This window comes from Bradyrhizobium sp. WSM471 (genome assembly GCF_000244915.1).
GTDB lineage: Bacteria > Pseudomonadota > Alphaproteobacteria > Rhizobiales > Xanthobacteraceae > Bradyrhizobium.
The window spans coordinates 2,875,829-2,898,187 of the sequence record NZ_CM001442.1; the positions used below are offsets into that span (position 1 = coordinate 2,875,829).

At 63.2% G+C, this 22,359-nt stretch carries 16 protein-coding genes and 2 pseudogenes; 13 read left to right on the forward strand and 5 right to left on the reverse strand.

All coding sequences use genetic code 11. The features are described from left to right. Window positions 1–38 precede the first annotated feature (38 nt). The 3 genes from BRA471DRAFT_RS12465 to BRA471DRAFT_RS12475 all read left to right on the forward strand — a co-directional run bounded on the left by BRA471DRAFT_RS12465 (window position 39) and on the right by BRA471DRAFT_RS12475 (window position 3,583). Window positions 39–1,100, forward strand: coding sequence for an isocitrate/isopropylmalate dehydrogenase family protein (locus BRA471DRAFT_RS12465; protein WP_007607647.1), 1,062 nt, complete (start codon window positions 39–41; stop codon window positions 1,098–1,100). Window positions 1,101–1,447: 347 nt separating this feature from the next. Continuing rightward, on the forward strand, window positions 1,448–2,404 hold the full coding sequence (locus BRA471DRAFT_RS12470) for a c-type cytochrome (protein WP_007607648.1): 957 nt from the start codon (window positions 1,448–1,450) through the stop codon (window positions 2,402–2,404). Window positions 2,405–2,731: 327 nt separating this feature from the next. Beyond that, the gene (locus tag BRA471DRAFT_RS12475; protein ID WP_231171110.1) at window positions 2,732–3,583 is read left to right on the forward strand and encodes an ABC transporter substrate-binding protein; all 852 of its coding nucleotides are present in this window, start codon (window positions 2,732–2,734) and stop codon (window positions 3,581–3,583) included. Window positions 3,584–3,698: 115 nt separating this feature from the next. On the opposite strand, the gene lpxD is transcribed toward BRA471DRAFT_RS12475, so the two are convergent. Together lpxD and BRA471DRAFT_RS12485 are read right to left on the reverse strand one after the other, a co-directional pair. Next, the gene (gene lpxD, locus BRA471DRAFT_RS12480; protein WP_007607651.1) at window positions 3,699–4,733 is read right to left on the reverse strand and encodes a UDP-3-O-(3-hydroxymyristoyl)glucosamine N-acyltransferase; all 1,035 of its coding nucleotides are present in this window, start codon (window positions 4,731–4,733) and stop codon (window positions 3,699–3,701) included. 657 nt (window positions 4,734–5,390) lie between these two features. Next, window positions 5,391–6,134, reverse strand: coding sequence for an SDR family NAD(P)-dependent oxidoreductase (locus BRA471DRAFT_RS12485; RefSeq protein WP_007607654.1), 744 nt, complete (start codon window positions 6,132–6,134; stop codon window positions 5,391–5,393). Between the two features lie 138 nt (window positions 6,135–6,272). On the opposite strand from BRA471DRAFT_RS12485, the gene BRA471DRAFT_RS12490 reads away from it, so the two are divergent. From BRA471DRAFT_RS12490 to BRA471DRAFT_RS12510, 6 genes and pseudogenes are all read left to right on the forward strand, one after another. Further along, complete coding sequence (locus BRA471DRAFT_RS12490) at window positions 6,273–7,043, forward strand: methyltransferase domain-containing protein (protein WP_007607656.1); 771 nt, start codon at window positions 6,273–6,275, stop codon at window positions 7,041–7,043. A 185-nt stretch (window positions 7,044–7,228) separates the two neighbouring features. Continuing rightward, a complete protein-coding gene (locus tag BRA471DRAFT_RS12495; RefSeq protein ID WP_007607658.1) occupies window positions 7,229–8,230 on the forward strand; it encodes a DctP family TRAP transporter solute-binding subunit in 1,002 nt (333 codons plus the stop codon). 271 nt (window positions 8,231–8,501) lie between these two features. Continuing rightward, window positions 8,502–8,855 (forward strand): annotated as a pseudogene (locus BRA471DRAFT_RS40330) (TRAP transporter small permease); the annotation flags it as partial. A 222-nt stretch (window positions 8,856–9,077) separates the two neighbouring features. Next, complete coding sequence (locus tag BRA471DRAFT_RS40335) at window positions 9,078–10,358, forward strand: TRAP transporter large permease (protein WP_231171153.1); 1,281 nt, start codon at window positions 9,078–9,080, stop codon at window positions 10,356–10,358. 120 nt (window positions 10,359–10,478) lie between these two features. Continuing rightward, entirely contained in the window at window positions 10,479–11,645 is a 1,167-nt protein-coding gene (locus BRA471DRAFT_RS12505; protein ID WP_007607664.1) for a GGDEF domain-containing protein, read from the forward strand. Between the two features lie 69 nt (window positions 11,646–11,714). Then, window positions 11,715–13,648, forward strand: a pseudogene (locus BRA471DRAFT_RS12510) (alkyl/aryl-sulfatase). Window positions 13,649–13,825: 177 nt separating this feature from the next. Here the strand turns inward: BRA471DRAFT_RS12510 and BRA471DRAFT_RS12515 are convergent. Next, window positions 13,826–14,896 carry a glycosyltransferase family 4 protein gene (locus tag BRA471DRAFT_RS12515; protein WP_007607665.1) on the reverse strand — a complete coding sequence of 357 codons (1,071 nt, stop codon included), beginning with the start codon at window positions 14,894–14,896 and terminating at the stop codon, window positions 13,826–13,828. A 276-nt stretch (window positions 14,897–15,172) separates the two neighbouring features. On the opposite strand from BRA471DRAFT_RS12515, the gene BRA471DRAFT_RS12520 reads away from it, so the two are divergent. From BRA471DRAFT_RS12520 to BRA471DRAFT_RS12535, 4 genes are read left to right on the forward strand one after another with little or no spacing between them, the layout of a single operon-like run. Continuing rightward, complete coding sequence (locus BRA471DRAFT_RS12520) at window positions 15,173–16,936, forward strand: ABC transporter ATP-binding protein (RefSeq protein ID WP_007607666.1); 1,764 nt, start codon at window positions 15,173–15,175, stop codon at window positions 16,934–16,936. Between the two features lie 56 nt (window positions 16,937–16,992). Continuing rightward, a complete protein-coding gene (locus BRA471DRAFT_RS12525) occupies window positions 16,993–19,197 on the forward strand; it encodes an amylo-alpha-1,6-glucosidase (protein WP_007607667.1) in 2,205 nt (734 codons plus the stop codon). A gap of 22 nt (window positions 19,198–19,219) precedes the next feature. After that, entirely contained in the window at window positions 19,220–19,741 is a 522-nt protein-coding gene (locus BRA471DRAFT_RS12530; protein ID WP_007607668.1) for a PRC-barrel domain-containing protein, read from the forward strand. A gap of 23 nt (window positions 19,742–19,764) precedes the next feature. Continuing rightward, complete coding sequence (locus BRA471DRAFT_RS12535; RefSeq protein WP_035973900.1) at window positions 19,765–21,075, forward strand: MFS transporter; 1,311 nt, start codon at window positions 19,765–19,767, stop codon at window positions 21,073–21,075. Between the two features lie 39 nt (window positions 21,076–21,114). Here the strand turns inward: BRA471DRAFT_RS12535 and BRA471DRAFT_RS12540 are convergent, their stop codons facing one another. Continuing rightward, window positions 21,115–21,813, reverse strand: coding sequence for a helix-turn-helix domain-containing protein (locus BRA471DRAFT_RS12540; protein WP_007607671.1), 699 nt, complete (start codon window positions 21,811–21,813; stop codon window positions 21,115–21,117). A 103-nt stretch (window positions 21,814–21,916) separates the two neighbouring features. Continuing rightward, complete coding sequence (locus tag BRA471DRAFT_RS12545; protein WP_035973902.1) at window positions 21,917–22,339, reverse strand: response regulator; 423 nt, start codon at window positions 22,337–22,339, stop codon at window positions 21,917–21,919. Between the last annotated feature and the right edge of the window lie 20 nt (window positions 22,340–22,359).

Here is a 22,359-nt window from a genome sequence, read left to right on the forward strand (position 1 = left end):
TATGATCGCGCGAACGGCTGCAATGTCAGGGGAGCGCCATGCACATCGTCGTTTTGCCCGGTGACGGCATCGGGCCCGAGATCACGACCGCGACATCAGGCGTGCTGCGCGCGGCCTCCGAACGCTTCCAGCTCAATCTGCGCCTGGAGGAGCACGCAGTCGGCCATGCGAGCCTCAAACAATTCGGTACGACGGTGCGCCCCGAGCTGCTCGACACCGTCCGCGCCGCCGACGGCCTGGTGCTCGGGCCGACCGCGACCTTCGATTTCAAGGACGAAGCCCGTGGCGAGATCAACCCGTCGCGGCATTTTCGCAAGAACCTCGACCTCTACGCCAATCTCAGGCCGGCACGCACGTATGCGGGGCTGTCCGGCCGGGTCGGCGATTTCGACCTCGTCGTGGTGCGCGAGAACACGGAAGGGTTTTACGCCGACCGCAACATGGAGCAGGGCAATGGCGAGATGCTGGTCACATCGGATGTCGTGATCTCGCTGCGCCGGATCACGCGCCATTGCTGTGAGCGCATCGCGCACGCGGCGTGCCGGCTGGCGATGAAGCGGCGCAAGCATCTGACGATCGTGCACAAGGCCAATGTGCTCAAGCTCGGTGACGGCATGTTCCTCCAGATCTGCCGCGAGGCGGCAAAGGCCTATCCCGGCCTCGGGGTTGACGACATCCTCGTCGACGCCATGATGGCGCATGTGGTGCGCAACCCCGACCGCTTCGACGTCATCGTCGCCACCAACATGTTCGGCGACATCCTGTCCGATCTCACCGCCGAACTCTCGGGCAGCCTCGGGCTCGGCGGCTCGCTCAATGTCGGTCACAGCCACGCCATGGCGCAGGCCGCGCACGGCTCGGCGCCTGACATTGCCGGGCAGGACGTCGCCAATCCGGTCTCGTTGATCCTGTCGACGGCGTTGTTGCTGGCCTGGCATGGTGAGAAGAGCGGCGCGGTGCAGTACGAGGAAGCCGCGCGTGCGATCGAGGCGGCGGTAGCGAAGGCGATCGGCGAGGGCAGGGCAACGCGCGATGTCGGTGGCGAGCTCGGCACCATCGCGGCGGGGGCGGCGATCGCGGAGATCCTGCAGGCCGGGTGAGTGGTCATGCGGGGTCTTGCGTGTTTTTTTTAAGGGCTCAAAACAAAAAACGCGAAAACAACCCCATGCACAGTAGAAGGCCCCTTGATTAATAAGGGATTTCCGAAACGCGCAGCGACGACATTCGCCGCGGCCATGACGTTGACGCGTCGGGCAAAACACTGGCAGGATGCCAGGATTGCACCGGTCGACAAAAGACCATTGTGTGCTTCCCGTGAAGGAGCGATGTGCGCTTCCTGTGGTGAAGCAGATCTGGGCGTGCAGCTCCGGCACTCCGCTTTCGAAGTGCTAAGTTTCTTTTTTCTTTTTTGGTGATTTTACTCGATACATTGCAGAGGTTTATTGCCATGAAGATGTCTGTGCCAATTTTGTGGGCAGCCGTGATCCTTACAGCAACGGCTGCCTTGGCGCAGAATGGGCTTCCGGCCTGGGCGTTCTTGTGGGATCCGACCGTGAAGGTGCCCCCGGCTGACGACAAGCCCAATCAACTCGCCGGCAGTAATGCCGCGTTCAGCTGGAAGCAGGCGCGCGACCTTTTCTTTGCGCCTGATTGGCATCCTGATGACCATCCGGCCATGCCGGAGATCGTTGCCAACGGACGAAAGCCGGATGTCCGCGCTTGCGGATCGTGCCATCGCGTCGAGGGCACCGGCGGTCCTGAAAATGCGAGTCTGGCGGGCTTGCCGGAGAGCTATCTTGTTCAGCAACTCGCTGATTTCAAAAGCGGCGCGCGAAAGATGTCGGGGCCGGAGAGGCCTGCCACACAATTGATGATGGCGTCAGTCAAAGCCATGACCGACGCCGAGGTGCGTGCTGCGGCAGCGTATTTCTCTGCGCAGAAGCCCCAGCAGATTATCAAGGTCGTCGAAAGTGAAAGCATTCCAAAGACGGGGCCGTCCCGCTTGTTCTTCGTCAAAAGCACCGAGGGCGGCTCCGAAATCCTCGGCCCGCGCATCGTCGAGATGCCGGACGATGTGGATCAATTCGAGCTCCGAGACTCCCGAGCGACCTTCACAGCCTATGTGCCGGTTGGAAGCCTGACGAGGGGAGAAACACTCGCCAAGACGGGCGGATCGGGAATAACCGTTGCCTGCGGTAGCTGCCACGGTCCGGAGCTGAAGGGCGTCGGTGATATTCCGCCGATTGCCGGGCGCTCGCCGACCTACATCGTGCGCCAGCTTCATGAGTTTCAAAGCGGGGGGCGCGTGGCAAGCGCAAGCTCCCTGATGCAACAGACCGTCGAAAAGTTGTCGCAGAACGACATGATCGCGCTGGCTGCCTACGTGGCGTCGCTCTCGCCATGATCCAAGCCGCTGCTGCGGGGAATGACGTCGCTCCCTGGCGTGGAGCGTCGGTTGGCGTGGGCATCGGCAAGTCCGAAGTCTGGGGAGAGCAGAAGTCATCGCCTCCGGTGCAGACTGCCGCCTTTGCCCCGATCCGGTCGTCAGTTCGCTTGGAGCAACGTAGAACAATGGCTGTTCTCAGCCGGAGTGTATGAGATTGGATTGGTAATGAAACGACGAGAATTCCTGACTCTGGTTGGTGTGGCGTCTGCGTTGCCTCTGGCAGCGCGAGCACAGCAAGGGAAGCGAAGGCCTCGAATTGGCCTTCTCCTCCCGCCACCGCGGAATTTGGAAGTCGACGCATTCCTCAAGGGGCTCGGCGATCTCGGTTGGGTTGACGGCGTGAACGTTCATGTCGAATATCGCGACGCCGGTGGCGACGACGCAAGGCTGCCGGCGCTTGCGAATGAACTCGTCGCTCTTGATATTGACGTTCTCGTCACAGCCACATTTCCCGGGATTCTTGCCGCTCACAACGCAACGGCAAAAATCCCGACGGTGATGATCGTGGGCCCCGATCTGGTGACCATAGGCCTTGCAGCCAGCATGGCTCATCCTGGCGGCAACATCACGGGACAGACCTTTTTCCTGACAGAACTGGCTGCAAAGCGCTTGGAGATTCTCGCTGGCCTGACTCCCTCGACGAGACGCGTAGGGGTGCTCATGCAGCGAGGAAATCCACTGAACAACGCTACAATGAGCACCATGAGGAACGCAGCGCAGGCGTTGAAGATGGAGCTGCTACCTATCGAGGTCGACGTTCCCGGCGATCTCGAAAGCGCGCTGTCACTCGTCGGCTCTAACCCTATGGACGGCCTCGTGATCACGGACGCAAACGCGTTCGTCACCAACACGTCCGTGGTCGCCGCGATCGTGGACAAGTGCCGCGTGCCATCGGTCGCCGCACCCATTGTCGCCTCCCGGGGGGCCGCCCTGATGGGTTACGGTGTGGACTTCACCGCAATGTTCCGCCACGCCGCTGTTTTCGTCGACAAGATCTTGAAGGGTGCCAGCCCCGCCGAGATTCCCATCGAGCAGCCGACGCAGTTCAAGACGGTTATCAACCACAAGACCGCAAAGGCGCTCGGCGTGGAGATACCTCCGTCGTTGCTGGTGCGCGCGGATGACGTGATCGAATAACAGCCCAACCTCTGCAGTAGCCTCGTTCTCCGCGACCGCGGAGAACTTGCCGCTGGGATGAGGTCGCCCTGCGGGGCCTTGCGTGTTTTTTACGGAGGCTTCGGGGTGGCGGCAGCTATATGCCCGATTTCGTAAGTCGAGCCAGCGTAGCGAGTTGCCGCATCCATTGCATTCTAGGCCGGGCTGGATAGCCACCCCAGGTCGTTCCCGGGGGAACGTTGGTCATAACTCCCGAGCCCCCCGCCACCCTTGCACCCTTGCCTATCGTGACGTGAGGAGCAATCGCAACTCTGCCACCAAGGACGACAAAATCTTCAATCGTAACGCTGCCACTAAGACCCGATTGTGCGACGATGATACAATTGCGGCCAATGACTACGTTGTGACCGATCTGACAGAGATTGTCGATCTTTGTAGCTTCTCCGATGATCGTGTCTCTTATGCCGCCCCGATCGATCGTCGTGCCGGCACCGATTTCTACGTCGTCATGGATAATGACTCGCCCGGTCTGCGGGACTTTTTGCCATCGGACACCGGCGACATAGCCAAAACCGTCCTGCCCAATATGGGAACCCGGATGGATTACGACGCGCTCGCCCATGAGCGTATGTGTAATCGAACAGCCCGCGCCAATCGTGCAGTTGCGGCCTATCAGAACATCCGGGCCGATCACGGCCGTGGCGGAGATGATGCTTCCCGCCCCAATCTCAGCTCGGGGTCCGATCACGGCTCCCGGATCAACCGTGATTCCGCCAGCAAGGCGCGCAGTTGGATGGATCATCGAGCCGGAAGCTATATCGCTGGCTTCGTAAACGGAGGTGGGCCGAAGAGATCGGGGGTAAAGTTCGCTATGGACGTCGACAAATGCTTGGTAGGGCTGCTTCGCAAGCAGCGAGATGAGAGTACTTGGGGCGCAGTTTTCGAAGCGATGAAGCATCAGGCAGGCCCCGGCGCGCGTTGTAGTCAGCGCGTCGGCGTACTTGCCGCTTTCGATAAAAGCGAGGTCATTCGGTCCGGCGAGTTCAAGTGGCGCAACGTTTGTAATCAGATGTGAAAGTCGTGTCGCGTCGTGACATTCGGCGCCGGTTAGCGAGATAATTCTGGCTACCGTCAAGCCTGCGGGGCTATCGAAGAACTTGCCGTCTCGCATATCCCCACCCCCATTGCGGAACGATTGCGAATAGGGTGAGGCGATATCGCTGCAACCTGAATCGCCGTTCTTGTTGGTCTTGCGTCCAACCTTGAAAAGCTCCGTAAGGGCAATTCAAAGGTTACGTACCAAGTCTGCTTCATCCTTTCTCCAATTGAAGCTCGATCGCTCGATTTCGGTACGATTACGATGACCAGCGATTCTTTTGAGAGGAGAACGAACCAACCTGTCGTCGGTTGATTTAGATCAATGGTCAAGGACCATCCGTTGCGGGGCCTCGAAAGAACCCGACAATGCTGCATGTGGGCCAACTCGGTGGCGATAAGGCGCCATCGCTGTCCATAAAGGACCAAGATTCATCAGGACGGCATTGATCGCGGGCCCGCTAGCGATGGCTTACGTTGTTTTCGGCTAGGCTAACGACGCTAAACGGCAACTATCCCGTCTGGAAGGACCTCGCGCCGCACGATTGCAAGGCTGCCATCGGGCAGGCCGTCAAATCCTTTTGGAGGTATGGAGATGATTGCGGGCGGTTCGTCACCGCTCTGCTGGTGTCCTTAGCCAGTTCGTCAGGGCGAACTGGCACTTTCCGCTCCTCCTGAAGACAGTCCGGAAAGGACCTGCCTCCGGGACTGATGGACGCCAGGGATGATAGCCTCAGAACTGATACCTCCTCAGCCCCCCGTCCACCGGGATCACCGTGCCCGTGATGTAGCGCGCCACGGGTGACGCCAGAAACACCGCCAACGCCGCAAGGTCTTCCGGCTCGCCCCAATAGCCGACGGGAATCTCTTCTTCCGCGAAGCGCTCGCGATAATCAGGCGCGTAGTTGCGGCGGATCTGTTCGCTCATGATGCGGCCGGGCGGGATGCAATTGATGGTGATGCCGTGCTCGCCGATCTCGCGCGACAGGCCCTTGGCCCAGGCGTGCACGGCGGCTTTGGCGGCGAACGCGGCGTTGAGGCCTTCCGGCTCGGACTTGCCGGTGATGTTGACGATGCGGCCCCATTTGCGTTCGATCATCTGCGGCAGCAGCGCATGCGCGATGCGGCGGTAGCTGGTGAAATTCAGCGCGATCGCCTCGTCCCATTGGCTGTCGGGCGCATCGACGGGGAGGGGGCGGCTGCCGCCGGCATTGTTGATCAGGATGTCGACATGGCCGAGTTCTTTGAGCGCGAAGGCCGAAATCTTCTCCGCCGCGTCCTTGGCCATCACGTCCTGCTCGAACGGCGTGATCAGGCCGGAGCCGACTTCCGTCACCAGCCCGGCGAGCAGATCGGTGCGCCGTGCCACGCCGACGACGCGCACGCCTTCGGCAGCCAAGCCCTTCGCGATGGCACGGCCGATGCCGACGCTCGCTCCGGTGACGACGGCGGTTTTCGATTTGAGCCCGAGATCCATGGTGACACGCCCTCTTGTTTGTTTCTTGCTGTTCGTTTCCTGCCCCGTCCCGCCGGCTTGCGAATTGCCTGAACGGGACGAGCAGTGGTAACCAAGAGCCGCGTTGAAGGAAACACGAAAAAGAAAAGGCGCCGAGCGATGGTGTGGGATCCGCAGCAATATCTAAAGTTCTCCGGCCACCGGCTTCGGCCCGCCGTCGATCTGTTGATGCGCATTCCGGATTTCGCCCCGCGTGAGGTCGCCGATCTCGGCGCCGGCGCGGGCAACGTCACCAGGCTGATCAAGGAGCGTTGGCCGGACGCGACGGTGACCGGCGTCGAGGGCTCAGCCGAGATGGTTGCCGCCGGCCGCAAGGCGGCGCCGGACGTGGAATGGTCCCACGAGGACCTCGGCCGTTGGCGCCCGACGAAGCAATATGACGTCGTCTATTCCAATGCCGCGCTGCACTGGCTGCCCAATCATGCGGCACTGTTTCCATCGATCATGGAGAAGGTGACGCCCGGCGGGATCCTCGCGGTGCAGATGCCGCGCAACTTTCTTGCGCCCTCGCATGTGCTGATCGGCGAGACCGCGCTGAACGGTCCCTGGCGGTCCAAGGTCGAGCATCTCGTCACGCCGCCGCCGGTCGAAGCGCCGGCCTATTATCACGGTCTTCTTGCTCCGATGTCGGCCAATATCGACATCTGGGAGACCGAATATCTGCAGGTGCTGGAAGGCGAGAACCCCGTGAAGGAGTGGACCAAGGGGACCTGGCTGACGCGCTATCTCGACATCTTGCAGGGCGACGAGAAGGCGGCATTCGAAGCCGCCTATGGGATGCGGGTCGCGAAAGCCTATCCGAAGAACGCCGCGGGACAAACGCTGTTTCCGTTCCGGCGTCTGTTCATGGTTGCCCAGCGCAACGGCTGATCGCACTGCCGCAATGCGACATAAGCGCTCGCTTCCGGGAACGGCAGCGGGAGCCGGGTTGCGCAAGATAGCCTGGCTGCGGCAAATTGGGCTTAGGTCTAGTTGTTCGGGTGGCGGATTGCTGTCACTACTGAAATCGGAAAACAAAAAAGACCCGGTTTTAGAGGTTGTTGGGAGGTTCGTTCATGCGCAAGTTGCTTCTTGCGGTCGCCGCCGCGGCCATTTTCGTGGCGCCCGCCGTTGTCGAGGCCCAGAGCCCGATCGTCATCAAATTCAGCCACGTCGTCGCCAACGACACTCCCAAGGGCAAGGGCGCCCTGAAGTTCAAGGAACTTGCGGAGAAGTACACCGACGGCAAGGTCAAGGTCGAAATCTACCCGAACTCCACGCTGTACAAGGACAAGGAGGAGATCGAGGCGCTGCAGCTCGGCTCGGTGCAGATGCTCGCCCCCTCCACCGCGAAGTTCGCACCGCTCGGTATCAAGGAATTCGAGGCGCTCGACCTGCCCTGGCTGTTCAAGGACGACCAGACCTATTCGAACGCGATGAAGGGCACGATCGGTAAGTGGCTGTTCGAGAGGCTCGAGACCAAGGGCATCACCGGGCTCGCTTATTGGGACAACGGCTTCCACATGCTCTCCGCCAACCGTCCCCTGATGAAGCCGGCCGATTTCCAGGGTCTCAAATTCCGCATCTCCGGATCGAAGGTCGCCGACCAATATCTCCGGATCATGGGCTCGATCCCCCAGATCATGGCGTTTTCCGAAGTCTACCAGGCTTTGCAGACGGGCGTGGTCGACGGCTGCGAGAACACCGCGTCCAACTACCTGACGCAGAAGTTCTACGAGGTGCAGAAGGACATCACGGTGTCCTATCACGCGCACCTGCAATATGCTGTCATCGTCAATTCGAAATTCTGGTCCGGCCTGCCGCCGGATATCCGCGCCCAGCTCGAGAAGGCGATGAACGAGGCGACCGACTACACCAACAAGATCGCGCACCAGGAGAACGAAGACGCGCTGGCCGAGATCAAGAAGACAGGCAAGACCACGCTGCATTATCTGACGGACGCCGATCGCAAGGCGTGGCAGGAAGCGATGCAGCCGACCTACAAATGGGCAAAGGGGCGGGTTGGGCAGGAGGTGCTTGATCTCGTCGCCAAGGAACTCGACGTCAAGATGAACTGACGCCGGCGCGCTTTGAGAACAACCATGAACGGTCGGGAGTGATCGCACTCCCGGCCGTTGCTCTTGAATGATGAGCCAAGCTGAGGGGACCAAGTTGCTGCGTGCATTGAATCGTGTGCTCAATCATCTCGAGGAATGGCTGATCGCGACGATGATCGCGGCCGCGACATCGCTCATCTTCGTTGCCGTGCTGCACCGGTATGGCGCCGGGCTGTCGATCGACATCGCCAAATGGGCGGAGGCCCGCAACCTGGCCTTCCTGGCCGTCCCCATGCGAGCCGCGTTCGTCTGGCTTGCCGCTCTCGACCTGTCCTGGGCGCAGGAACTCTGCATCTACATGTTCATCTGGATGGCGAAGTTCGGTGCGGCCTACGGGGTGCGCACTGGCATCCATGTCGGCGTCGACGTCCTGGTCAACATCCTTCCCGGCGGATCGCGCCGCCGCGTCATCACGTTCGGCCTGATGTGCGGCGCTCTTTTCACTGCGATCGTGTGCTATTTCGGGGCTGCGTTCGTCGGTCAGATGTGGCAGACCGGCCAGCAATCCAACGATCTGGAAGCGCCGATGTGGCTGGTGTATCTCACCATCCCGCTCGGCTCCGGGCTGATGTGCTTCCGCTTCCTGCAAGTCGCCTGGTCGTTCTATCACACCGGCGAGCTGCCGCATCACGACGTGGCCGGCGTCGAGGGCGTGGAAGTAGACCCGGTTCATCCGGCCCCGGTCACGCGTAGTCAGGTCATCCGCGACGAGCGCAGCCCGCTCGGCTGGGTCCTGATGTTGTTGCCGGTCCTGATCGTGGCCGTGTGCTTCGCCCATTCAGCGCACGTGATCACGCTGCCGCAGGGCATGCGTGTCGCCGTCGTTTTCGGCCTTCTGCTGTCGTTGATGCTCACGGGCATGCCAATCTCGATCGCGCTCGGCCTGACCGTGCTCAGCTTCATGTTCACGCTGACCGACGTGCGAACGGAATCGGTGGCGCTGAAGCTGTTCACCGGCATCGAGAGCTTCGAGATCATGGCGATCCCGTTCTTCATCCTTGCCGGCAACTTCCTGACCCATGGCGGCGTGGCGCGCCGGATGATCGCGTTCGCGACTTCGCTGGTCGGGCATTGGTACGGCGGCCTCGCGCTCTCGGGCGTCGTCGCCTGCGCGCTGTTCGCCGCGATTTCCGGCTCGTCGCCGGCCACCGTGGTGGCGATCGGATCGGTGATCCTGCCCGCGATGGTCGCGCAGGGATTTCCGAAGAGGTTCGGGGCGGGCGTGATCACGACCTCGGGCTCGCTGGGAATTCTCATTCCACCCTCGATTCCGATGGTTCTTTTTGCCGTCTCCACCAACACCTCCGTCGGCAAGCTGTTCATCGCCGGCATCGTGCCGGGAATGGTGCTCGCCATGCTGCTCGGCGCCACGACGTTCTATCGGGCCTGGCGTAACGACTATCCGAGGATGCCGAAAGCAACCTTCTACGAACGCTTCGATGCGTTCCGCAAGTCGATCTGGGGTATCCTGCTGATCGTGATCGTGATCGGCGGCATCTACAGCGGCCTGTTCACACCGACCGAAGCTGCCGCCGTCAGTGCGGTGTACGCCTTCATCGTCGCAGTGTTCATCTACAAGGATCTGAAGCTGCGAGACGTGCCGCGCGTGCTGCTGTCGTCGGCAAATCTTTCGGCGATGCTGCTCTACATCATCACCAACGCAGTCTTGTTCTCGTTCCTGATGACCTACGAGAACGTGCCGCAAGCGCTGGCGCAATGGATGATCGACCAGGGCCTCGGCTGGATCGGCTTCCTCCTCTTCGTCAATCTCCTGCTGCTGGTGGCGGGCAACGTGATGGAGCCGTCCTCGATCATCCTGATCATGGCGCCGATCCTGTTTCCGGTTGCGATCAAGCTCGGCATCGATCCGATCCATTTCGGCATCCTGATGACGGTCAACATGGAGGTCGGGCTGTGCCATCCCCCGGTCGGCCTCAATCTCTACGTCGCCTCGGGCATCGCCAAGATGGGCATCACCGAGCTCACGGTCGCGGTGTGGCCATGGCTGCTGACGATGCTGGGATTCCTGGTGGTCGTGACATACTGGCCCGGTCTGTCGCTGTGGCTGCCGAGATTGCTGGGGATGTAACCGAGCGTCGGGCGACGCATGGCTAACGCGAGGTAAATCTGCTCGCTCAAATGCCACCACTGTGCGGTGCACGCATTTTTACGGATGTGCGGTAGAACCGTGCCAGCGGATGGGGCTGGCATGTTGTTCAACAGAATGGAATCCGGACGGGCATCGATTTCCGACGCCGTCTACATGGAAGTGATCACGGGGCTGCACGGCACGACGGTGCCCACTATTCTCGCCGCCGTCTGCCAGGTGATGGTCGGCGCGATCACAACCTACGAGACCGGTGACGCGGTAACGGCAGCCCTTACCGTCGCCGGTGTCGTGGTGGCCATCATCCGTCTGTTTGAAATCGCTGCGTTCCGCCGTCGCCTCACGCAGCCGCCGCAGCTCGATCGGGCCGAGGCCGCGCGCTGGGAACGGCGGTACATTGCCGGCACCGTCATGACGGCCTTGGTGCTCGGCGTGTTTGCGGCGCGCAGCATCGTGCTGGGCGATGCGCTCTGCTGCGTGATGGCGGTCGGCATTGGTTTCGGCTTCGGTGCCGGCGTGGTGGCGCGGCTGGCGCTACGTCCAGTCGCAGCGCTGCTCGATCTCGTCGCGATCGCCGCGCCTGCTGCGATCGTGACGTTGATGCAGCCCGATTTGCGGCATGTCGGGCTCGGGCTCCTCATCCTGATGTATGTGGCCGCGAGCTTCGAGATGGTGCGGCTGAGCTTCAATGCCTCGATCAGCCAGATCACGCTCAAACGACAGTTCGAGCAGCTCGCGCGCTCGGACTCGATGACCGGCGTCTTTAACCGTTCGGTGCTGGCGGAGAATCTCCCGCGAATGCTGGCGGATGGAAATTCCAGCACGATCGCGGTCCACGCCCTCGATCTCGACCGCTTCAAGGAGGCCAATGACCGCTTCGGCCATCCCGTCGGCGACGCGCTGCTCAAGCAGGTGGCCGGACGGCTCAAGGCGCTTGCCGCAGCTGATGATCTCGTGGTCCGGATGGGCGGCGACGAGTTCATCCTGGTGCAGCGCGCGGCGGCCGATGCGGAAGCGATGGCACGGCGGATCGTGCAATCGATCAGCGCGCCCTATGATGTCGACGGGCAGGTGATCGGGCTCGGCGTCAGCGTCGGCGTTGCCGTCGCGCCGCAGGATGGACGCACGGTGGAGGGGCTGTTGTCGCGCTCCGACCGGGCGATGTACCGCGCCAAGCAGGACGGGGGCGGCTACGTGCTGGCGCGGGAGCTGCGGATGGCGGAGATGCGCGCCTCCGGCAAGCCGGTGACTGGAGGTTTGGCCGCGTAAGGACCTGTTGGAACCGCAATCGAGATGCGGTTAGATGCCTCCCAAGAGCGACGAGCCGGGGAGGGCCTTATGAGCAGCATTGAAGCCAGCGACGCGCCGAAGGGCGCAACGCCGTCCGTCGTCGCGCAGCAAACGGCGATGCTGAATGCGCTGCCGTTCTCCGACACGCGCGATTTCGACGACGCCGCGCGCGGCTTCCTCGGCACGATCGAAAACGCGGCGATCACCAATCCGCAAGGGCGGACGGTCTGGAGCCTCGAGCCTTACGGCTTTCTCGCCGCCGAGCAGGCGCCGGCCACGGTCAATCCGAGCCTGTGGCGGCAGTCCCGGCTCAACATGCAGCACGGCCTGTTCGAGGTCGTACCCGGAATCTACCAGGTGCGCGGGCTCGACATCGCCAACATGACGCTGATCGAAGGCGACAGTGGCGTCATCGTCGTCGACGCCCTGACCTCGATCGAGGGCGCGCGCGCCGCGCTTGATCTCTACTACAAGCACCGCGGCCAGCGGCCGGTCGCGGCCGTGATCTTCACTCATACCCACACCGACCATTGGGGCGGCGCGCGCGGCGTGCTGGAGGAGGATGCGCTCGCGAGCGGCCGCGTGCCGATCATCGCGCCGAACTTGTTCATGGAGCATGCCGTCTCCGAGAACATCATCGCGGGACCTGCGATGCTGCGCCGGGCGCAATACCAGTTCGGGCCGCTCCTCGCCAAGGGCGCGCGCGGGCAGGTCGATTGCGGGCTCGGCAAGTCGATGGCGGCAGGTTCAGTGGCACTGCTGCGGCCGACCGATTTGATCATGGCGACCGGCGACCGGCGCGTGATCGACGGCGTCGAGTTCGAGTTCCAGATGGCGCCGAACAGCGAAGCGCCGGCGGAGATGCATTTCTTCATCCCCCGCTACAAGCTGTTGAACCTCGCCGAAAATTGCACCCACAATTTCCACAATCTGCTGCCGTTCCGCGGCGCCGACGTGCGCGACGCGCTGGCCTGGTCGAAATATCTGGGCGAGGCCTTGCAGCTCTGGGACGGCAAGGCGGAGGCGATGTGCGGCCAGCATCACTGGCCGGTGTGGGGACGCGAACGCATCGGCACCATGATCCGGCAGCAGCGCGACCTCTACAAATTCGCGCATGACCAGACCATTCGCCTGATGAACCACGGCCTCACCGCGGCCGAGATCGCCGAAGCGATCCAGCTGCCCAAGAGCCTGGAGGGCGCCTGGCACGGCCGCGGCTATTACGGCCACATCCGGCACAATGTGAAGGCGATCTATCAAAAGTACCTGGGGTGGTACGACGCCAATCCGGTCAATCTCGACCCGCTGCCGCCGGTCGAGTCGGGCAAGAAGTATGTCGAGTACATGGGCGGCGCCGACGCCATCCTCGCGCGGGCACGTGTCGATTTCGACAAGGGCGAATTCCGCTTCGTGGCGCAGGCGCTCGGCCATCTCGTCTTTGCCGAGCCGGACAATCAGGCCGCGCGTGCGTTGCTGGCGGATACGCTGGAGCAGCTCGGCTACGCCGCAGAAAGCGCGACCTGGCGCAATGCCTATCTGTTCGGCGCGCAGGAATTGCGCCAGGGCATGCCGAAGGTGCCGGCACGCCCGCCGATGCCGCGCGAGACGCTGGCGGCGCTGCGCACCGCACAGCTCTGGGACGTGCTCGGCATCCGCCTCAACGGACCCAAGGCGGAAGGAAAGCACATCGTGCTGAACTGGGATTTTTCTGACACCGGTGAGAGCTTCGTGCTCAATCTGGAGAACTGCGCCTGACCTACACAGAGGGCATGCAGGCTGACAATGCCGATGCCAGCTTCACGCTCGCGCGGTCGACGCTCGACGAGGTGATCGCCAAACTGACCAGCTTCCCGGAGGCGGTGGCCGCCGGCAAGGTCAAACTCGCCGGCAACCCGATGCGCCTCGCCGAGCTGATGGGCCTGATGGACGAATTCCCGCGCATGTTCGAGATCGTCGAGCCGAAGCGGGCCGTGGTGAGATAGGGCAGCGCATTCTTCCGTCATTGCGAGCGTAGCGAAGCAATCGAGAGTCTTTCCGGAGAGGCAGTCTGGATTGCTTCGCTACGCTCGCAATGACGTGTTGATGGAGCATGGCGCAAATGTCGATGGCCGGGACATGCCCGGCCATGACGGTCGCGATGGGATGGCCGCCCGCTACTGCTACTCCGCGCTGCTCACCAGCTTGATCCGCGGCGCCTGTTCCTCGCCGAGGCTGCGATAGGCCGCGAGATAATCCAGCGCCATCCGCCGCGCCGTGAAGCGCGTCTCGAACTGCTTGCGGATAACGGAGCGGTCGAGTTGCTGCAGGCGGCCGACGACGCCGGCTGCGCTGAGGACGTCCTCGACGACGAAGCCGGTGAGGCCCTCGTCGATGATCTCCGGCACTGAGCCGCGGTTGAAGGCGATGACCGGCGTCCCGCAAGCCATGGCTTCGATCATCACCAGGCCAAACGGCTCCGGCCAGTCGATCGGCAGCAACAAGCCAAGCGCGCCGCTCAAAAAGTCCGCCTTCTCGTGATCGCTGATCTCGCCGATGAATTCCACAAGCGGATTGTTCTCGATCATCGGCCGGATCAGCTCGTCATAGTAATCCTGGTCGGCACGATCGACCTTGGCGGCGATCTTGAGCGGAATGCCGCAATGCGTCGCGATCTTGATGGCGCGGTCGACGCCCTTTTCCGGCGCGATGCGGCCGAGCACGGCGAGGTATTCCTGTTTCGCCGGCTTCGGCGTCAGCAGGTTCTCCGGCAGGCCGTGGTGGATCGTCCTCACCCAGTTCGCCTGCGGCACCGGCCGGCGCTGCGCGTTCGAGATCGAGATGACGGGGACCTTCGAGAAGGTGTTGAAGACCGGTTGATGCTCCGGCAGGTCGAGCCGGCCGTGCAGCGTGGTCAGGAACGGCGTCGGCTGCCGGTAGAACAGCGACCACGGATAATAATCGAGATGGAAGTGGAGGAAGTCGAACTCCTCGTCGTCACATTTCTGCCGCACCCGCTCCAGCATCACCATGTGCAGAGCATTGGGATCGCGCACGGAACCGTCGAGGCGGAGCGCCCGCGGCCACAGCGCATCCAGCTTTGCCGAGGTTTGCGAGTCGCCGCTGGCGAACAGCGTCACATCGTGCCCAAGGGCCACCAGCTCTTCCGTCAACCAATGCACCACCCGCTCGGTGCCGCCATACAGCTTGGGTGGAACAGCTTCCGTCAACGGAGCTACCTGCGCAATGCGCATCTCACCATCTCCTCTGTGCGATCATGATTGTAGAAGCCCCCGCCTGTTCAGCACCGGCACGCCAATCAAGGGAACGTTCCCGCACTTGCGAAGTTCCTTCTTCAGAACGTTACTTATTCGACACGTCGGATGCTCGTCGCGATGCTGCCATCACATCTTCGCAGAACGCCCGCATCCGCATGTCGTGATGAGTGTGCCCGGGAACCGAGGCGAAGTAGTCGATGTTCAGTCGGCTAACAGAAAAATTGAAAACATCACGACGGGGTCAATAGTCACATGGATCATCTTTCTGGGTATGCGCACCGGCCGTTTGCTTTTGTCTTGCGCTATCTTCGGCGTCGCCTTGCGTCGCATCTCGTGATCCTGACCGCGGTCGTGGCGGCCGTTGCCTGCTCCGTAGGCACGCAGTATGGCGTCAAATCCCTCGTCGACAGCTTGTCGGCCGGCGCTTCGCATGGTGGGAACGTATGGCTGGCATTCATTTTCCTCATGACGCTGATCGCCGCCGACAATTTCCTTTGGCGGATCGCGAGCTGGACGGCCAGCTTCACCTTCGTCCGTGTCACGGGTGATTTACGCCGTGACATATTTCGTCATCTGACCGGCCACGCGCCGAGCTACTTCTCCGACCGGATGCCCGGCATGCTGACCAGCCGCATCACGGCGACGTCCAATGCGGTGTTCACGGTCGAAAACATGTTCGTCTGGAATGTGTTGCCACCGTGCATCGCAACGGTTGCGGCCATCGCATTGATAGGAACCGTCAGCCCTTACATGGCACTCGGCCTGATGGTGATTGCCGGCGGCATGGTGCTTGCGATGTTCCGCCTGGCTGCCGCGGGAAAGCCTCTGCATGACGACTTCGCCGACAAGGCCGCCGTCGTTGACGGCGAGATGATCGACGTCATCAGCAACATGCCGCTGGTGCGCGCCTTCTGCGGCATCGGGCACGAGCATGAGCGGTTCGACGCGACCGTGAACCGGGAGCTCACCGCGCGCGGCCGCAGCCTGCGGTATCTCGAGAAGCTGCGGCTTATTCATGCCGGCGTCACTGTCGTGCTCACGATCGCCCTGATGGCCTGGGCGATCATGCTCTGGCAGGATGGCCGGGCGACCACGGGCGACGTCGTGCTGGTCTGCACCCTCGGTCTTTCCATTCTGAACGCCACGCGCGATCTCGCGGTGGCGCTGGTCGACGTCACCCAGCACGTTGCCCGACTGACCGAGGCAATCGCCACGCTGCTGGTGCCGCATGAATTGCGCGACCACCCCGAGGCCGAGCCGCTGGTGAAGAGCGGCGCCGCGATCGCGTTCAACAATGTCACCTTCGGCTATCCCGGCGGCGAAAAGATCTTCGAGCGCTTCAGCCTGCGCCTGCAACCCGGCCAGCGCGTCGGCCTGGTCGGCCAGTCCGGCGGCGGCAAGTCGACGCTGTTCACGCTGCTCCAGCGCTTCTACGATACCGACGAGGGCAGCATCACCATCGACGGCCAGGACATTTCCAAGGTGACGCAGCAGAGCCTGCGCGAGGCGATCTCCGTCGTGCCGCAGGACATCTCGCTGTTCCACCGCTCAATTCGCGAGAACATCCGCTATGGTCGCCCGAACGCGACCGACGACGAGGTGCTGCGTGCCGCGATTGCGGCACGCTGCGATTTCGTCGAAAGCCTGCCTGGCGGTCTCGACACCATGGTCGGCGACCGCGGCGTCAAGATGTCCGGCGGCCAGCGCCAGCGCATCGCGATTGCGCGCGCCTTCCTGAAGGACGCGCCGATCCTGCTGCTGGACGAGGCGACCGCCGCGCTCGACAGCGAATCCGAGGAGGCGATCCGCGAGGCGTTGTCGCGGCTGATGCGCGGCCGCACGGTCATCGCGATCGCGCATCGCCTCGCGACCCTGCGCAATTTCGATCGCGTGGTCGTGTTGAGGGGTGGTAAGATCATCGAGGACGGGTCGCCCGAGCGTCTGATGCAGGGCCACGGTCCCTATCGTGAGCTGGTCACGCAGGAAATGAGCCGGCTCGCCCAGGCCGCCGCGTAAACCAACAGTCGCGTTCGAGTCGGTTGCGTGTCGAAACAAGCGCAGGGGAGCTGCTGATGTCGGCTGAAGCCGTTACCCAATTCGTCTCCGTGACGCGGACCGTGGACCAGGTCGCGGAGCAGCCTTTCTATATCCCGATGACGGGACCGTCGGCGCGGCCGCGGCGTTCACTCAAGCACGACGACACCTTTATCGTGCTCGACAGCCATGGCGACATCGGCGCTTCGGCCGGCGGTCCCGATGGCCTGTTTCATCACGACACGCGCTACCTTGCGAGGCTCGAGCTCGTGCTCGACGATCTCCAGCCGTTGCTGTTGGGCTCGAACCTGCGCGACGACAATTCAGCCCTGACCGTCGATCTCACCAATCCGGACATTTACCGGCAGGGCAGCCTCGTGCTGCAAAAGGACCTGCTGCACATCGTACGCACGATCTTCCTGTGGCGCGGCACCGCCTATCAGCGCATCGGCGTGCAGAACCACGGCGACCGCCCGGCCGCTTTCGCGCTAACGCTGCTGTTCGACAACGATTTCGCCGATCTGTTCGAAGTCCGCGGCGAGCGGCGCCCGCGCCGTGGCATCGGCTCGAGCCGGCTATTGGGACCGACCGACGTGCTGTTCGACTACCGCGGTCTTGATGACGCCGAGCGCACCACGGGCCTGCATTTCGATCCGCGCCCGACAAAATTGTCGGTGAACGCCGCGACCTGGCAGCTCGAACTCGACCCTCATGAGTCGAAATCTCTGTTCGTGGCCGTGTCCTGCAATCGGCCGGTCGCGGAGAAGCCGGCGCGCTTTTTCAGAAGCCTGCTCGCCCACCGCCGCGAGATGCGCCGATCGACGATGGGCGCCGCCAGCATCGAGACCTCCAACAACATCTTCAACGAGGTGCTGTGCCAGGCCATGGCCGACCTCAACATGCTGATGACGGAGACGCCGCAGGGCCGCTATCCCTATGCGGGGATTCCCTGGTACTCGACGACGTTCGGCCGCGACGGGCTGATCACCGCGCTACAGATGCTGTGGGTCGATCCGCGAATCGCCAAGGGCGTGCTGCGGCGGCTCGCCCATTTCCAGGCCAAGGCGGTCGATCCGCTCGCCGATGCCGCGCCGGGCAAGATCCTGCACGAGATGCGCGGGGGCGAGATGGCGGCGCTGCGCGAGGTGCCGTTCGCGCAATATTACGGCAGCGTCGATTCCACGGCCTTGTTCGTCCTGCTGGCAGGAAGCTATTTCGAGCGCACCGGCGACGAGAAGACATTGACCGAGCTGTGGCCGGCCATCGAGGCGGGGCTGGCCTGGATCGACGGTCCGGGGGACCCCGACAAGGACGGCTTCGTCGAATATCAGCGCGCCACGGAAAAGGGCCTCGCCAACCAGGGCTGGAAGGATTCCTACGACGCGATCTTCCATGCCGATGGCCAGCTTGCGGAAGGCAATCTCGCGCTTGCCGAAGTGCAAGGTTACGTCTTCGCCGCCAAGCGGCGCGCCGCGCGCTGCGCGCTCCGGCTGGGCAAGCCTGATCTCGCCAGGAAGCTCGAGGCCGAGGCCAAGACGCTGGCCGAGCGTTTCGAGACCGCGTTCTGGTGCGAGGAGCTCGGCACCTATGCGCTTGCGCTCGACGGCAAGAAGCGGCCTTGCAAGGTGCGGACCTCGAACGCCGGCCAGATCCTGTTCAGCGGCATGATCCGCGAGGACCGCGCGCGCCTCGTTGCCGCCGATTTGATGCGGCCGCATTTCTTCTCGGGCTGGGGCATCCGCACCGTCGCTGTCGGCGAGGTGCGTTACAACCCGATGTCCTACCATGACGGGTCAATCTGGCCGCACGACAATGCGCTGATCGCGCTCGGGCTCGCGCGCTACGGGCTCAAACATTCGGTCGCGCATGTCTTCAAGGGACTGTTCGACGCCGCGACCTACATGGACCTGCGTCGGTTGCCCGAATTGTTTTGCGGTTTCCGGCGCGAAAAGCGGCGCGGCCCGACGCTCTATCCGGTCGCCTGCGCCCCGCAGGCCTGGGCCAGCGCAACCGCGTTCACGCTATTGGAGGCGGCGCTGGGCATCGAGTTCGACGTGGCGCGCGGCGAGATCCGGCTGCGCAATCCGCATCTGCCGGCGTTTCTGCACGAGGTGATCTTGCGCGATCTGCGTCTGGGCGAGTCCAGCGTGGACCTGCGCGTCAGCCGCCATGGCGACGACGTGGCGCTGGAGGTGTTGCGCACGCGTGGCCAGATCCAGGTCTCGATCGTGCTGGCGCGCTAGCGGCGCGCCGGAAGGAGGGTGCATGCGTACCGCCGGATGGTTGGCCCTGGGCGTCGTGATCGTCTGCGGAATGACGCTCGCCGTGTCACGCGCCGCGGAGGAGTCGCCCGCACCCTCGACCGAAGCGAATGCACCGCCGACGACGCAGCCGCCGGCGTCGGCGGTCCCCGTCACGCCAAAGAATGCCGCGCCACCGCCGTCGGTGACGATCATCGGCGCGAGCGATGCGCACGGTGTGCTTGGCCGTGACGTGCTCAGCGCGGCGAACGAGGACATGGGCCGCATCGTCGACGTCATCGTCGATCGGAGCGGGCACGTGCGCGCCGCCGTGATCGATTTCGGCGGCTTCCTCGGCGTTGGCAGCCGCAAGATCGTGGTGGACTGGAACGCGATGCGGTTCGGCAAGATCGTCAACAAGAAGGACAGCATCACGCTGGAATTGACCAAGGCACAGGTCGCAGCCGCGCCGGAATACAAGGAGGACACGCCGATGGTGGTGCTCGGCGCGTCCGGCAGCCTGCAGCCGCTGCAAGCTGTTCAGTGAGGCGCGGGGAGGGATGGCCGCCGGTGCTGTTGTCGAGGAAGCCGAATCATGCGGATCGCGAGGGCCGCGTTGAGCAGGACAACGTTTCGCTGTCGCCTGCCGCCATTCCGGCGCCGTCGCGCCAGAGCCTGCGCGGCCTCGACTGGTTCATCTTCTTCCTCGCCGACGTGCAGACCGGATTCGGGCCGTTTATCGCCGTCTATCTGACGACCCAGAAATGGACCCAGGTCGAGATCGGCCTCGTGCTGTCGATCGGCGGCATCGTTGCGCTGATCGGCCAGATGCCGGGCGGCGCCATTATCGATGCTGCGAAATCCGAGCGACTGGTCGCAGGTCTCGCGATCGCCACCATCGGCTGCTGCGCGCTCGCCTATGCGGCGATGCCGATCTTCCCCGTGGTGGTGACTGCGGCCACCCTGCACGCGGCAGCGAGCTGCGTGCTCGGACCGGCGATCGCGGCGATCAGCCTCGGTCTGGTCGGCCCGCTCGCGATCGGAGAGCGTCTCGGCCGCAACGCGCGCTTTGCTTCGCTTGGCAACGGCGTTGCGGCCGCGGTGATGGGAACGGCCGGCTATCTGCTGTCGAGCCGCTCGGTATTCCTGGTCACCTTCCTGCTCGCAATCCCCACCTTGATCGCGCTCTCTCGCATCCGCGAGCATGAGGTCGACATCGCGCGCTGTCACGGCGAGATGCCGCGCGAGGCGGAGGATCGCGGCGACACCAATATCTGGCATCTGATCCGGCAGCGCCCGCTCATCGTCTTTGCGCTCAGCGTGCTCCTGTTGCAGCTCGCGAACGCCTCGATGATGCCGCTGATGGCAAGCGCGGTGACGGCGCGATCGAGCGAGTGGGCGACGGTGCTCGTCGCTTTTTGCATCGTCGTGCCGCAGGCGATCGTGGCGCTGCTGTCGCCGAGCGTAGGGCGCAAGGCGCAAGCGTGGGGCCGCAGGCCGCTGCTGCTGATCGGATTCGCGGCGCTGACGATTCGCGGTCTGCTGTTCGCGACCGTGCGCGATCCGTATCTGCTGGTGCTGGTGCAGGTGTTCGACGGCCTCACCGCGGCGGTGTTCGCGGTGATGATCCCGTTGATCGTGGCCGACGTCGCCTTCGGGAGCGGCCATTTCAACCTCGCGCAGGGCATCGTCGGCACGGCAATGGGCATCGGCGCGTCGATGAGCACCGCGCTTGGCGGCTATGTCAGCGATAAATTCGGAAATGCCATGGCGTTCACCGGACTGTCCGGCGTCGCGGCGACGGGACTTCTGCTTATTCTGCTTGTGATGCCGGAGACGCGGCGCAAGGGCATGGTCGCAGCAAAAGAAATGGCCGGCTGAACCAATTCAGCCGGCCATGAGCGGGTGGGAGAGGGGAGATCAGGCGTCGAGATTGTGCAGGCGTGCGCGGTTGCGCAGCACGATCTGGCGGGCGCCCGAGAAGCCGAGAATGCCCTGGGCGTGAAGCTGCGACAGCGCGCGCGAGACGGTCTCGAGCGTGAGACCGAGATAGTCGCCGATGTCGCGGCGGCACATCGGCAGCGCCATCATGCCGGCAACCGCGAGGCGACGGTCCATTTCGAGCAGGAAGGTGGCGACGCGCTCCATCGCGGTCTTGCGGCCCAGCAGCAGCATGTGGTCTTCGGCGTGGCGAAGTTCACCGGCGGTCATCGCCCAGAGCTTGCGGGCGACCTGGACGTCGGTGGCTGCGGCCTTCTCGAGGCTCGCGCGCTTCACGAGGCGCACCGTGGTGTCGATGATAGCTTCAGCGGCAAGGCGGTGCGTGGTGCCGGATTCGAGGCCGAACACATCGCCGGAAAGGTGGAAGGAGCCGATCTGGCGGCGGCCGTCGGAGAGAAGCTTGTAGCTGCGCACGGCGCCGGTGACGACCTGATAGACATACTCAGCCGGCTCGTCCTCACCATAGATCTCCTCTTCCTTGCGGTAGGAGAACTCGGTGGCCACGAGGCCTACATGGCCGGCGATCGCGCCGAACTGATCGGAGACGGGATGGGCGGGTGCGATCTTGCCACCGATCGGGGTGTTGATCGCCGGGGTGTTGAAGGTCTGGGTCAGCATCTGCGCCATCTCCGTTGTGATGACGCCTTGGTACGCGGTATCGGGTGCCTCGAAAATTTCGCGAGATATCTTAAGGGTGTTGCCTTACGTAGAATCCCGTAGGTCAGCTATGGACCCGGTTCTGGATGGCGTGGCGAATGCGTTTGACCAGGTTTTCGTCCAGAAGCGGCTTCAGAATCACTTCATTCACGCCCGCGGCCGCCGCCCGGGCCGAGATATTCGAGTCGGGATAGCCGGTGATCAGGATCACCGGGGTATCGCCCTCGGACTGGCGCAGTCGCCCGGCCAGCTCGATGCCGTTGATGTCGGGCATTTTGTAGTCGATCACGTAACAGTCTGCACCGGACGGGCTCGCCGCATTGAGCAGCGCCGTGGCGTTCCTGAAGGTCCGCACGGCAAAACCGTCGGTTTCCAACAAGAACTTCAGCGAGCCGAGCACAGCGGCGTCATCGTCGACCACATAGACGGTTGGCTTTGCGGGTGCTGACATCTGGAGCCGCTCGGGATGGGAGCTGATCGCAATCATTCCGATCTGGTAGCACAGGG

Coding starts and splice junctions, on each gene's coding strand:
- BRA471DRAFT_RS12465 (WP_007607647.1), top strand. CDS start 39: ATGCACATCGTCGTTTTGCCCGGTGACGGCATCGGGCCCGAGATCACG.
- BRA471DRAFT_RS12470 (WP_007607648.1), top strand. CDS start 1,448: ATGAAGATGTCTGTGCCAATTTTGTGGGCAGCCGTGATCCTTACAGCA.
- lpxD (WP_007607651.1), bottom strand. CDS start 4,733: ATGCGAGACGGCAAGTTCTTCGATAGCCCCGCAGGCTTGACGGTAGCC.
- BRA471DRAFT_RS12485 (WP_007607654.1), bottom strand. CDS start 6,134: ATGGATCTCGGGCTCAAATCGAAAACCGCCGTCGTCACCGGAGCGAGC.
- BRA471DRAFT_RS12490 (WP_007607656.1), top strand. CDS start 6,273: ATGGTGTGGGATCCGCAGCAATATCTAAAGTTCTCCGGCCACCGGCTT.
- BRA471DRAFT_RS12495 (WP_007607658.1), top strand. CDS start 7,229: ATGCGCAAGTTGCTTCTTGCGGTCGCCGCCGCGGCCATTTTCGTGGCG.
- BRA471DRAFT_RS40335 (WP_231171153.1), top strand. CDS start 9,078: ATGCGTGTCGCCGTCGTTTTCGGCCTTCTGCTGTCGTTGATGCTCACG.
- BRA471DRAFT_RS12505 (WP_007607664.1), top strand. CDS start 10,479: ATGTTGTTCAACAGAATGGAATCCGGACGGGCATCGATTTCCGACGCC.
- BRA471DRAFT_RS12515 (WP_007607665.1), bottom strand. CDS start 14,896: ATGCGCATTGCGCAGGTAGCTCCGTTGACGGAAGCTGTTCCACCCAAG.
- BRA471DRAFT_RS12520 (WP_007607666.1), top strand. CDS start 15,173: ATGGATCATCTTTCTGGGTATGCGCACCGGCCGTTTGCTTTTGTCTTG.
- BRA471DRAFT_RS12525 (WP_007607667.1), top strand. CDS start 16,993: ATGTCGGCTGAAGCCGTTACCCAATTCGTCTCCGTGACGCGGACCGTG.
- BRA471DRAFT_RS12530 (WP_007607668.1), top strand. CDS start 19,220: ATGCGTACCGCCGGATGGTTGGCCCTGGGCGTCGTGATCGTCTGCGGA.
- BRA471DRAFT_RS12540 (WP_007607671.1), bottom strand. CDS start 21,813: ATGCTGACCCAGACCTTCAACACCCCGGCGATCAACACCCCGATCGGT.
- BRA471DRAFT_RS12545 (WP_035973902.1), bottom strand. CDS start 22,339: ATGATTGCGATCAGCTCCCATCCCGAGCGGCTCCAGATGTCAGCACCC.